This window comes from Paenibacillus sp. S-38 (assembly GCF_049942825.1).
In the GTDB taxonomy this organism is placed as follows: domain Bacteria; phylum Bacillota; class Bacilli; order Paenibacillales; family NBRC-103111; genus Paenibacillus_G.
In genome coordinates this window covers 3,188,454-3,200,116 of sequence record NZ_CP187970.1, presented here as the reverse complement: position 1 = coordinate 3,200,116, position 11,663 = coordinate 3,188,454, and the positions used below count along the sequence as shown (strand labels likewise).

General features: G+C 57.6%; 15 protein-coding genes and 1 tRNA gene. All 16 read right to left on the bottom strand.

Annotated elements, in window-relative coordinates:
- Nucleotides 1–3: 3 nt before the first annotated feature.
- A complete protein-coding gene (locus ACP26L_RS14760; protein WP_426453566.1) occupies nucleotides 4–762 on the bottom strand; it encodes a demethylmenaquinone methyltransferase in 759 nt (252 codons plus the stop codon).
- Nucleotides 763–776: 14 nt separating this feature from the next.
- Nucleotides 777–1,640 (bottom strand): heptaprenyl diphosphate synthase component 1, encoded by an 864-nt coding sequence (locus ACP26L_RS14755; RefSeq protein WP_426453565.1) that lies wholly within the window; start codon nucleotides 1,638–1,640, stop codon nucleotides 777–779.
- 88 nt (nucleotides 1,641–1,728) lie between these two features.
- Nucleotides 1,729–2,280 carry a hypothetical protein gene (locus tag ACP26L_RS14750; RefSeq protein WP_426453563.1) on the bottom strand — a complete coding sequence of 184 codons (552 nt, stop codon included), beginning with the start codon at nucleotides 2,278–2,280 and terminating at the stop codon, nucleotides 1,729–1,731.
- Between the two features lie 85 nt (nucleotides 2,281–2,365).
- A complete protein-coding gene (gene mtrB / locus ACP26L_RS14745) occupies nucleotides 2,366–2,587 on the bottom strand; it encodes a trp RNA-binding attenuation protein MtrB (protein ID WP_426453562.1) in 222 nt (73 codons plus the stop codon).
- A 184-nt stretch (nucleotides 2,588–2,771) separates the two neighbouring features.
- Nucleotides 2,772–4,163, bottom strand: coding sequence for a group II intron reverse transcriptase/maturase (ltrA, locus tag ACP26L_RS14740; RefSeq protein WP_426445489.1), 1,392 nt, complete (start codon nucleotides 4,161–4,163; stop codon nucleotides 2,772–2,774).
- Nucleotides 4,164–4,608: 445 nt separating this feature from the next.
- Nucleotides 4,609–4,685, bottom strand: a tRNA-Pro gene (locus ACP26L_RS14735).
- A 299-nt stretch (nucleotides 4,686–4,984) separates the two neighbouring features.
- On the bottom strand, nucleotides 4,985–5,257 hold the full coding sequence (locus ACP26L_RS14730; protein WP_013916498.1) for an HU family DNA-binding protein: 273 nt from the start codon (nucleotides 5,255–5,257) through the stop codon (nucleotides 4,985–4,987).
- Nucleotides 5,258–5,498: 241 nt separating this feature from the next.
- Nucleotides 5,499–6,977, bottom strand: coding sequence for a stage IV sporulation protein A (gene spoIVA, locus ACP26L_RS14725; RefSeq protein WP_426453560.1), 1,479 nt, complete (start codon nucleotides 6,975–6,977; stop codon nucleotides 5,499–5,501).
- 260 nt (nucleotides 6,978–7,237) lie between these two features.
- Complete coding sequence (locus ACP26L_RS14720; protein WP_426453558.1) at nucleotides 7,238–7,969, bottom strand: hypothetical protein; 732 nt, start codon at nucleotides 7,967–7,969, stop codon at nucleotides 7,238–7,240.
- Nucleotides 7,969–8,319, bottom strand: a complete 351-nt coding sequence (locus tag ACP26L_RS14715; protein WP_426453557.1) for a 2Fe-2S iron-sulfur cluster-binding protein — start codon at nucleotides 8,317–8,319, stop codon at nucleotides 7,969–7,971. Before ACP26L_RS14715 ends, ACP26L_RS14720 begins: the two co-directional genes overlap by 1 nt.
- A complete protein-coding gene (locus ACP26L_RS14710) occupies nucleotides 8,316–8,954 on the bottom strand; it encodes a hypothetical protein (RefSeq protein WP_426453555.1) in 639 nt (212 codons plus the stop codon). Before ACP26L_RS14710 ends, ACP26L_RS14715 begins: the two co-directional genes overlap by 4 nt.
- Before the next feature lie 42 nt (nucleotides 8,955–8,996).
- Complete coding sequence (locus ACP26L_RS14705) at nucleotides 8,997–9,290, bottom strand: 2Fe-2S iron-sulfur cluster-binding protein (RefSeq protein ID WP_426453553.1); 294 nt, start codon at nucleotides 9,288–9,290, stop codon at nucleotides 8,997–8,999.
- Nucleotides 9,291–9,306: 16 nt separating this feature from the next.
- Nucleotides 9,307–9,468: a DUF2768 family protein gene (locus tag ACP26L_RS14700; protein WP_426453552.1), complete on the bottom strand. Its 162-nt coding sequence runs from the start codon at nucleotides 9,466–9,468 to the stop codon at nucleotides 9,307–9,309.
- A 124-nt stretch (nucleotides 9,469–9,592) separates the two neighbouring features.
- The gene (locus tag ACP26L_RS14695) at nucleotides 9,593–9,877 is read right to left on the bottom strand and encodes a stage VI sporulation protein F (RefSeq protein WP_013916491.1); all 285 of its coding nucleotides are present in this window, start codon (nucleotides 9,875–9,877) and stop codon (nucleotides 9,593–9,595) included.
- A 112-nt stretch (nucleotides 9,878–9,989) separates the two neighbouring features.
- Nucleotides 9,990–11,036 carry an NAD(P)H-dependent glycerol-3-phosphate dehydrogenase gene (locus ACP26L_RS14690; RefSeq protein WP_426453550.1) on the bottom strand — a complete coding sequence of 349 codons (1,047 nt, stop codon included), beginning with the start codon at nucleotides 11,034–11,036 and terminating at the stop codon, nucleotides 9,990–9,992.
- Between the two features lie 24 nt (nucleotides 11,037–11,060).
- Nucleotides 11,061–11,660: a glycerol-3-phosphate 1-O-acyltransferase PlsY gene (gene plsY, locus ACP26L_RS14685; RefSeq protein WP_426453549.1), complete on the bottom strand. Its 600-nt coding sequence runs from the start codon at nucleotides 11,658–11,660 to the stop codon at nucleotides 11,061–11,063.
- Nucleotides 11,661–11,663 lie beyond the last annotated feature (3 nt).

Here is an 11,663-nt window from a genome sequence, read left to right as displayed (position 1 = left end):
GCTTCAGTCTCCCTTGAATGCAGGGGTCACTGCCGGCTTGCGGCCGATATGCAGGGCAGCGATGCCGCCGGTCAGCGGATAAGCTTCCACTTCGCCGAGCCCCGTCCTGCGGAAGATCTCCGCCAGCTGCTTATGGTCCGGAAAATGAACCAGCGATTCCGGCAGCCACTTGTACTGCTCATAGCTCTTGGCCACCAGCTTGCCGATCATCGGCAGCACCCGCTGAAAATAAAAATAATAAATCCCTTTGAAAGGCTGCCAGGTCGGCTTGGACAGCTCCAGCGAAACCACCAGGCCGCCCGGCTTCACAACGCGCTGCATTTCCTCGATCACCTTGACCAGGTCCGGCACGTTCCGCAGAGCAAAACCGATCGTCGCATAATCGAAGGTGTTGTCTTCGAACGGAAGCTCCATCGCGTTGCCGCGTACGAGACGGATCTGCTTGTCGAGGCCCAGGCGTTCGATCTTGTCCGCCCCCACATCGAGCATGTTCTGCGAGAAATCCAGCCCGACCATCGGTCCGGACCCGGATGCCTCCGCCAGGGAGATCGTCCAGTCGCATGTGCCGCAGCAAATGTCAATCGCGGTACTGCCGGGACGGACATTCATTTTTTTCATCGTGAAGCTCCTCCAGGCCTTATGCCTGCGGAAGCTCAGAATGTCGTTCATGAGATCGTATTTCGGGGCTATGCTCTCGAAGACCGAATGAACGAATTGTTCTTTGGATTTCCCTTTGGGTTGGTTTCCTGACGTGCTCTGCATTTCGTTCTGTCCCCCTACACTTCCTGCGTGGCCCGCGGTGCGGACAAATAGCGCCGGATCGGCTCGCCGATCGACTTCAATTCCTGCCTGAGCGGCTCGGACTCCAGCCCCTGGATGGCCGTCTGCAGCTCCGACATACAGGATTCGAGCTGCCCGTAGAGCTGGGATGCTACCTTGTACTTGAGCCAGAGCGCCCGCAGCTTGGCGGGATCGGACTCTTCCTGGCGGAGCAGCTTCTGCTCATCCCGCGTACCGAACTGCTGCACATGCCAAAAGCCCCAGCTATCCCGGTACTGCTGGGACGACTCGGAGCGGACAATCTCTTGAAGAAGCACCTCACACCGGGTGAACAGCTTCAGCAGCCGCGGCCATACGCCGCCCGCCCCATTCTCGAGAAGTCCGCTGAATGAAAGGTAGAGCTCCGATTTTACCTCGACGGTCTGCCGGAGATACTCTTCCGCCGTCAGCTCCGCGCCCTTCATGGCGAGATACAGATTCATTTTGAGCCGGTTCGCTTCACAGATCGCCTCGGACAAGACACCGATCAGGTCAATGCGTCCGGCCAGGGACAGCAGATGGTAGAAGCGCGAAGAGAAATAGTCCCCTGCGAGCACCTTCAGCTGGCGTGACCGCGCGGCCTTCTGCTCCTTGATATCGCTGTTCACGCTCACCTGATCGTGCGTATCCAGTCCGACCTGCACCAGCGAGGTAACCAGGGAATACAGCTCGCTGTACCCGGCGAGAACACTGTGTCTATTGAGAAAAGCATACAGCAGCCGGGTTCGATAGTCGGGGAACAGCGGCAGGTCCGTATGCTTCTGGATCATGTCGTAATCCAAGTATTTTTGGGCGATCTCCGGAATCCGATAAGTGGTCATATGTAAGCCTCCGAACCGTTACACAAATCTCTGTTCTCCAATCCAAACTATTATAGCACAACAGGATTCGTTTCGCATTGTTTTACCCTCAGCTTTTCTGCCTGTCGCGCTGCTGCCATTTGGGGGTATACGTGGTCCGGTAATGCGTTTCAAGATACGTCTGAATCTCCTCGGTGCTCATCGGGCGGAGCTTGGGTTCGTTCGGCAGCCACTTCTCCCTCCGGGCGTCCGTCGCGATGAGCGGACCCGGTGTTCCTTCCTTATCCTGCGAACCGTCCAGCACACGGACGAGCACTTGATTGATGTTGGTCGATGCCCCGAACAGCACCCTCGGAATTTCGTACAGGTCTTCGAGCATGTCCGCCTTGGCCGTCGATTTAGAGGCCAGCAGGTCGATCGAGACGATGGCATGGCTCACCTCGACGCGCCGGATCCGCAGATGCAGCTTCATCCCTGAGACGACGTCGACGATGGTCGCTTCCGTCACCGGCCTCGCCTGGCGGAAGACCAGTGCCGATTCGTCCAGCTTCGATACGTAGGACAGCAGTATGGCTACGGCCACCGAGACGGCCGTCATGATAAAGACACGGGGAGCCCATTTCACTGCAGGCACGCTTCCTTCCTTGACCGGTTTGGGCAATTTCGCAGCTGCGCTCTCGAGATGACCCTGTCCTTATCATTGTACAACGAAAAAAAGCAGGCTATGCCTGCGCTCTTCCGAAAAATTATTCCTGCGTATCCACGCTGCCGACCTTCGTCATGACCGTTGCCTTGCCGCGGATCTTGATGGCTGATGTGTGCTCCGTGAACTGGCAGATCATCACTTCGCCTTTGTCCAGCTTCTCCGTATGGTGAAACCGCGTATCCTGCCCGCGGGTCAGACCGATCACCTGGACTCCGTTCTCCTTGGCTTTGATGACGATGTAATCATTCTGATTCGACTCCATAGGTTGAGTTCCTCCGTTCTCGTATCCAATGCCTCTCCATCATGCAAAAAAAACCATGCCGTGTCAACCGGACGGCAGGAGAGAACGCGCCCGGCGGCAGGCGCAATCGAGTAGGAGGAGGCGGCTAGCCTCCGTCCTCTCACACCACCGTACATGCGGGTCCGCATACGGCGGTTCCAAAAGGTTAACAAAGTTCCGAGTAACGAGAAAGCAAACTTTTAAGCCCTTTCGCTTCCCAGTAGGAAGTCGGGAGGGCATTGTTTGTGCTACGGGACATTTCCCACGGACCTCGACGGGAGTTTGCCAACATATAGGCAGCCCAGTTCGGAACGCCGAGCGCACGTAGTTCGCGAATGCGTGTCTTCACCCGTTTCCACTGTTTCCATAGACACATGCGGAGTCTTCTCCGAATCCACTTGTCAAAGGCTTGGCAGTGCGTCTTCGCCGAGGCTAGGCGAAAATAACCTAGCCAGCCCAGCATGTACTGGTTCAGGCGCCGGATGCGTTCCTCCATCGGTACAGGCTTGGTTCGGTTCGTCAGTTCCCGGACTTTCTCTTTGAATCGCGAAATTGTCTTAGGAGCCAGCCGAATCGTCGCCTGTTTGTTCGACAGGAAACTAAAGCCTAGGAATTTGCGGTTCCATGGCCGGTCCACTGCACTTTTATCCCGGTTCACTTTCAGTTTCAGCTTTCCTTCCACAAAGCGAATCACCGATTCCATCACGCGCTCCCCTGCTCGCTTGCTGGAGACAAAGATGTTGCAGTCGTCCGCATAGCGGACAAACCGCAGTCCCCGTCTTGTCAGTTCCTTGTCCAGATCGTCCAGCAGGATGTTCGCCAGAAGCGGACTGAGCGGACCGCCCTGCGGCGTGCCTTCCGGTGTGCGCTCCAACGCTCCATGCGACATGACTCCGGCGTTCAAATAGGAGCGGATGAGCTTCAGGACACGCTTGTCCTCCACCTTCCGTGCTACTCTAGCCATGAGCATGTCATGGTTCACCCGGTCAAAGAATTTCTCCAGATCCATATCCACGACCCATCTGAGGCCGCTTTGGATATAGCTTTGTGCCTGCTTTACGGCGTCATGCGCCCGTCTTCCCGGGCGGAAACCGTAGCTGTACCCCGAGAAATGTGCATCAAAAATCGGATTCATCACTTGCAGAAGCGCCTGCTGGAGAAAACGGTCCATTACGGTCGGGATGCCAAGCAGCCGTACACCGCCTCCGGGTTTGGGGATTTCCACCCGTTTGACTGGCGCGGGTCTGTAGCTTCCCGTCAGGAGGTTGGCTTTCACCTGTTCCCAGTGGGTTTTCAGGTAAGCTTGTAGCTCGGCTACCGTTACACCATCCACTCCGGGCGCTCCTCCGTTCTGTACCACTCGCTTGTAGGCGAGCCGAAGGTTGTGCCCTTCGAGCATCTTCTCCAGCAGCCTGCTCTGGCCTTTGCGAGAGAAAAGGTCGGCTTGTGCCGGCGAAGAACTCGGCGCTCCGGCATACCCTGGCGGCTTCACCGCTTCTCTCTGCCGCGAGCTCCCTTGCGGAATATTCTGCTGTCTCTGCTCTTCACGCGAACGCACCGGTTTCCTCTCTCCTTTCGGTTCAGCCCTTCCGCTTTCCGGCGTCCCGTACTCGCGTACTATGGCCTCTGCTGACTCCTGCGGATTCAGCGCGGCTTCTCAGCCGCGGTTACGAAGTCACTTCGCGTATCCGCAGGCCTCCCCAGATAAGAACGCCATCTGTCTGCCCGCGACCACCTAAGTTTACAGCATCAGCCCTTGGCGGCTTTGGATTTCGTCTTGTCTTGGAGACTCATCCGACTGACACTGCCTCAAATTAGGTTCGTGTACCTTGGCCCGTGCATTTGCCTCCGGCTTCCTTCAGATTCCGCCTCACGGCCGACACCCTTGCCCTTGGCTAACGGTAGGCGCTCGCCAGCCCCCGTTCGGGACTCTCACCCTAGAGATGGCGCCCATGCTGGGCGTACAAAAAAAAGAGACACCGGCATTGACGGTGTCTCTCTCATGGTCGGAGTAGCGGGATTCGAACCCACGGCCTCACCCACCCCAAGGGTGCGCGCTACCAGACTGCGCCATACCCCGAATCGTGCCTTGCCAGGCGTACAAGGAATGCTAACCAAGGTCAAAACTTATGTATGGTGTACGCTTTCACTCGGCGAAATTCATTATAGCACGCGTCTTACGGCCCTGCAATAGGATAGGCTAATTTTTTCGCCTAATGTTTTCCACCGGGAAGCCGGCCGGTCCATAACCATCTGTGATGCAGATCTCTAGAGCCGTGCGGCATTCAAAGAAAAAACACCCGGTCCCCCAGGGGGCCGAGTGTCCTGCGCGTACAATCTATTAGGAGCCGAAGCTCTTATGTAGATGAAGTGCTTCTCTTACTGAATGCCGTCCTTCAGTGCCTTGCCAGGCTTGAAAGCCGGAATTTTGCTCGAAGGGATTTCGATCTCTTCGCCAGTCTGCGGGTTGCGGCCTTTGCGGGCGGAACGCTCACGAACCTCAAAGTTGCCGAAGCCGACCAGCTGAACCTTGTCCCCGCTCTGCAGCGCTTCGGAGATCGCTTCGAATACGGCCTCAACCGCTTTGGTAGCGTCTTTCTTGGAGAGTTCGGTGGATTCGGATACCTTGTTGATCAAATCAGATTTATTCATGGAATTCACCTCCCCTGCTAGTAGGAATGTCCTGTTATTTCCTTTGTTGGCTGTTTCACCGAAAAATATACATGGAATCAGGGTTTTCGCCAGTCAAATCAAGATTATAGTAATACAGGACTAACGCTTTTTCAAGTCGGAACGCAAAAAAATGCACCCGGTGGAGTGCATTTTTGCAGGAATGACTCTCTTTATGGCAGAAATTGCTTGTTTCTATCTCTTTTTGTCGAAAGCCCAAATGCTATAGAATAATGGCGATCAGGCCGCCCGAGCCCTCATTGATGATCCGGCCCAGCGTCTCCTGCAGCTTGTAGCGGGCATTATCCGGCATCATGGCCAGCTTGCCCTGGATGCCTTCCCGCACGATGGAGTGCAGGGAACGGCCGAAGATATCGGATTCCCAGATCTTCAGCGGATTGTCCTCGAAGTCCTGCATGAGGTAGCGTACGAGCTCCTCGCTCTGCTTCTCCGTACCGATGATCGGCGAGAACTCCGACTCGACGTCGACGCGGATCATGTGAATGGAAGGTGCCGTCGCCTTCAGCCGCACGCCGAAGCGTGAGCCCTGGCGGATCAGCTCCGGCTCATCGAGGGCCATCTCCGCCAGTGTAGGCGGCGCGATGCCATAGCCGGTCGTCTTCACCATCTCGAGCGCCTCCGCGAAGTGGTCGTACTCCCGCTTCGCATGCGTGAACTCCTGCATAAGCTGCAGCAGGTGATCTTTGCCCCGGATCTCAACGCCGACGACTTCCATCAGGATGCGGTCATACAGCTCGTCGGGGGCATATAGATCGATCTCCGCTACGCCCTGCCCCATGTTCATGCCGGCCAGAGCGGCCTTATCGATGAATTCATACTGCTCGAAGGAGCCGACCACCCGGTCTACGTCGCGCAGCCTGCGGATGTCCTGCACTGTCTCGCGCACGGAATTCTCGAATGACGAGCGCAGCCAGTGGTTCTCTTCGAGTACCATGACCCAGCTCGGGAGATTAACGTTGACTTCATGTACGGGGAACTCGTAGAGCACTTCCCGCAGCACCGAGGTCATGTCGTCCTCGTTCATGCTAGCCACGCTCATCGCCACAACCGGCACGTCATGCTTCTCCTGCAGCTCGCTGCGGAGCTCCTGGACGGCATCGCTCTGAGGCTTCGTCGAGTTCACGATGACGATGAACGGCTTGCCTACTTCCTTCAGCTCGCCGATGATGCGGTCTTCCGCGTCCACATAGGAAGAGCGTGGAATCTCGGCGATCGAGCCGTCCGTGGTAATAACTACGCCCAGGGTTGCGTGCTCCTGGATCACCTTGCGCGTGCCGATCTCCGCCGCTTCCTGGAAGGGGATGGCCTCGTCGAACCAGGGCGTGTTGATCATTCTCGGACCGCTTTCGTCCTCGTAGCCTTTGGCCCCCTCCACCACATAGCCTACGCAGTCCACCAGTCTGACATTGACGTTCAGTCCTTCAGCCACGTGCAGCTGCACTGCCGTGTTCGGTACGAATTTTGGCTCCGTCGTCATAATCGTCCGTCCGGCCGCGCTCTGCGGAAGCTCGTCGGTGGCCCGGACCCGGTCGGATTCATTCTGAATGTTCGGCAGCACCACCGATTCCATAAAGCGCTTGATGAATGTCGATTTTCCCGTACGGACCGCTCCAACGACCCCCAGGTAAATATCCCCGCCAGTACGCTCTGCAATGTCCTTAAAGATATCTACTTTCTCCAATGAGAATCCCTCCTACAGGTTGTTTAAGACGAAACTCGTACATGCTTTGGACTAGTACAAATATATGTATGACACCGTGTTTTATGATGCCGGCGGCCACAAATATCTTCTCTCCGCCCAAGGCAGCTGCGTTACTTCGTCCAAGACACCCTTGACTCATCCCAAACAAATATATGTGCGGGATTCCGAGGTTATTCTAGATTGGGCAAAAAAGAAACTCTACCATCCCGGGGGATGATAGAGTCTTGTAGAGAATACGATCAATATTCATGAAGCGTTCCGGACGGAACAGGACTGCCGCCCTGCCAATGATATGCGACGGATCGGGCGGGAACAAAATACGATTCCTGCACGAGCAGCTCGCGCAGATCCTGCTCTGCCTTCAGGCCGCCCGCCAGGCCCTTCTTGTCGATGAGCCGCATGATCTCCGAAGCATAATCGATCACAACCTCTCCCCCTTCGGTAAGCAGAAGAGGAAGCTGCATGGAACGGGTATACACGCTCTGGACTTCCAGCTTGGCCCGTCCGAGCTTGCCGAAGTCAAGGTGGTAAAAGCCGGGAGCAGCCGCTTCCCCGAAGGGGAGGCTGCCATTTTTGATCTTGTACGAGTCCACATCCCGCTGCAGATCCAGCACCTGCTGGAACGACGGGATGTCCATCATCTTGACGGCCGGCTTCGTCTCCACGTCCACAAGCACATAGGTCGCCGTGCCGCCTTTCTCGAACGCATTGGACGGCACCTCGCTCAGGAACCGGCCTTCGAGCTTCTTGAAATCAATCGGATATTTCTCATAATGCGGGGTGTTCTCCGTACTGTTCTTAATCGGCAGCACCCCGGTCTTCGCCTTGTACGCGTCTATTGCGTTCTGGACGACAAGGATATATTCCCCGCTCGCGGCCTGGTTCTGCCGGCGCATCTCCTTCGGATACAAGCATCCGGCAAGCAGTCCGCAGAGCACAACCAGCAGCACGAGCTTCGGCACATGCTTCATCACCAGTCCTCCTCCTGCTGCTTCTCGAGCTGTTTGCGGATGGCCGCCTTCAGCGGGTCCTCAGGCACCTCAACCTGTACGGGACCAGTCACTTTGGCCTGGCAGGCGAGCCGGAAGCCTTCCTTCTCCTGGCCTCCGAGCTTCAGGCGCTCGTTCTTGCCGGGTTCGGCAAGACCGCTCTCCGCTCCCTCCGTTACCCTGACTTTGCACATCAGGCATGCCGCTTTGCCGGCACAGCGGGTTCTGATACTCACGCGTGCCCGCCGGGAAGCGTCCAGCAGCGTGGTTCCCGGTCTGACCGTGACCGTCCGGCCGTCCGGAAGAAACGTCACTACCGCGTTCGTGCTCATGGCTCCTCCCTTTCACCCGAAGACATGGATTCCAACACAGATTGGGCGTAAGCCAGCGCTTCGCCGCCGAACCGGTTGCGCGATATCAGGCTCTTCAGCGCAGCCAGTTCCCGCGAGTCCTTCCGGGTACGAAGCACCTCGGCTATAGCCTCATACCGGTCAGGCCTTTGACGCAGCAGATTGAACAGCAGCTCATGCGCAAGGGGCATAAGGCCGGTCTCCAGCCCGTCTCCCAGCCTTAAGGGAAGGGCGTAGTAGGCGCGCTGCAGGTACGCGGCTTCCACACGGTACTCGCTCTCTGAGGCACGCACCTCGAAGGCCCCTACGAGCTCCACGCTCACCCCTGAAATCACGTAATGGCTGAGAATGGACCGGTAGATGTCCGTAGCGCTCTCCTGCTGCTCGTCCACCGACCAGCGCAGCAGTGCGCTGTGGAGCTTATATGCTGTATCCCTGTCGGTATACAGATCGAGATCACGGGGCGGGGCGGCCAGCGGCACACCCTGCAGAAGCAGTCCCGTGCTGCCGCCGACAAGCCAGGCGGCCTGAGCTTCCCCGCTGCTGCGTCCGATCTCCTGCAGCGCCAGTCTCAGCGGCTCTCCGGCTGCGGACAGCTTCTCATCAATGGGGTTCATGCGGCTCTACATCCTTACTCTTGAAGTTCCACTCTAGGTTCATTAAAAATACGGTTTATGCACAATCGTCACCGGGCCCGCGCTCCGGATGGTCGCTTGACAGCCGAGGCGAAAGCCCTCTTCGATCTCGTCGTCTCCCAGGTTATCGAGCTCTTCGTCCGTCGGTTCGCTGAGATGCTCGGCGCCCTCGAGCACCTGGCATCTGCAGCGGGAGCATGTCCCCCGCAGGCACGAGAAGCCCCATTCGACCCCATGCTTCAACGCCATATCCACAATGGTGAACCCGTTTTCGGGCTCCACCGTTTTTGATCCTTGTTTGCCTTTTAGCGTCAACATATCTTGGGCCCTCTCCTTACAGCAGCGATGCGAACATATAGAGCAGAATCGGGATGAACATCAGGAAAGCGACCAGCGACAGCAGAAAGCGGACCGCTCCCTTCGTCCGGGTTCTTGCAAAGGAAATCAGCAGCGATGCGGCTACCATCAGGCCGATCGCGATAAATGAAGCCCACATTTTGTCAAGCGGAGACATATATCCAACCCCTGTTTCTCTGATTCGTACAAACCTCATTCCATCATATCACAAAAAAAGCACAAGCGCGCCTTCCGGCCGCTTATGCCACGGAATTGTCAAGCCATTACTTCTTCATGATCATCTTCATGAGCTGTTCCATGTTGTTCGTGTTCATCTTGCTCGTCTTGATCGCCTGGATCAGCTCGTTCATCGTCTGCTCCGATACCGGAACGTTCACCAGACCGGCCACCTGCTTAATCAGCTGCTTCAGCTGGGCATCGCTCTGGACCGTCGTCGGCTTCACGCCGCTGGCCAGTTTATAGATATCCTTCTCGGAGACGTTCTTGCCTGTTTTCTTCTTGACTACGTTCAGGACGTCCTTAGGCATGTTCTTGTTATTGCCTGACATCTTCCTCATTCCTCCCCGGACCTTCATGCTGGATCGCCGGATGGCGGCCGCTGCGGTAAGTCTAGAGCAGTATATGAGCGAAGAGGCCCCGGCGTGTAGGCGGACGCCCTCCTTAGCTCCAGCCGGTGTGAGAGGATTCCGCCACCTGGACCGACTCGTGCGTCGGATCGCGGCCCATCAGGTCCTCGACCGCCGAGCGCGGCTCTTTCCCCTCGAAGAGGAGCAGGTACAGCTCATCGGTGATCGGCATCTCGATGCCGTACTGGCGGGAGAGCTTGTGCGCCGCCTGGGTCGTCTTCACGCCCTCGACAACCATCCCCATCCGGCTGAGCACCTCGCTGAGCGACAGCCCCTGGGCCAGCATCGAGCCGGCCCGCCAGTTGCGGCTGTGCTTGCTCGTGCAGGTGACGACAAGGTCGCCTACCCCGGCCAGACCGGCGAAGGTCAGCGGATTGGCGCCCATCGCCACACCGAGTCTTGCGATCTCCGCTAGCCCGCGGGTCATCAGCGCAGCCTTGGCATTGTCGCCGAAGCCAAGCCCGTCGGACAGCCCGGCGCCAAGCGCGATAATATTCTTGAGTGCACCGCCGACTTCAATCCCCACTACATCCGGTGTGGTGTACACCCGAAAATAGGCGTTGGTGAGCAGCGCCTGTGCCGCCTCGGCCGCCTCCTTGTCCTGCGAAGCGACCACGACGGTCGTCGGGCACTGCTGGATGACCTCCTCGGCATGGCTCGGCCCCGACAGCACGACAATGCGCCCGGGATCCATCCCCTGCATTTCGTCAGCCAAGACCTCGCTCATCCGCTTCAGGGTGCCGGTCTCAAAGCCCTTGGTCGCATGCACGAGGATCGTCTCGGGACCGAGATGGGGCCGAAGCTGGGAAGCGATCTCGCGCATCGCCGACGAAGGCGCGACGATGAACACGGCCCGAGCGCCCTCTGCCGCTTCCTGCATGGAGGTGGTGGCGCGGATCCGCTCGGAGAGCACCGCTTCACCGAGAAACCGGCGGTTGCGGCGCTCCGTATTGATTTCTCTCACTTGCTCTTCGCTGCGGGACCAGAGCAGCACCTCATGACCGTTGCCCGCCAGGACGGAGGCAATCGCCGTTCCCCAGCTGCCGGCCACCAGCACGGCGACTTTCGTGGAATTGGACATGTTCGGGCCCCCTATGTAAGAAAATTAGGAAGATTTCTTGGATCCAAGCTTGTTCTCCTTGCCCTGCAGGAGCTTCACGATATTGGTCCGGTGCTTCACCCAGGCGAATACAAACAGCAGCAGGCTGAGCACCAGTATTTCAACGGAACGGTCCATTCCCCAGATAAAGAGCGGAAGCAGTGCGGTAAACAGCAGGGAACCGAGGGACACGTACCGTGTGAAGACAATGGCCGCAATCGCGATAAGCCCGGCGAACAGGGACGGAAGAAAAGCCAGCGTAGCCATGACACCGATCGTCGTGGCGATCCCCTTGCCTCCCTTGAATCCGAAAAACACAGGCCAGTTGTGTCCGACAATGACGGACACGCCGGAGAGCACCATGATGAGGGTATCCCCGCCGCTCAGCGCATTTCCGATCCATACGGCGGCAATTCCTTTGAGCACGTCGAGCAGGAGTACGGCGATACCTGGCCCCTTGCCGAGCACACGCAGCGTATTCGTCGCCCCCGCATTCCCGCTTCCGTGCTGGCGGATATCGATTCCTTTGAGCAGCTTGCCCGCCAAGAAGCTGAAGCTGATCGAGCCGAGCAAGTACCCGATCAGCAGCGACAACCAGCTTGTCACGTT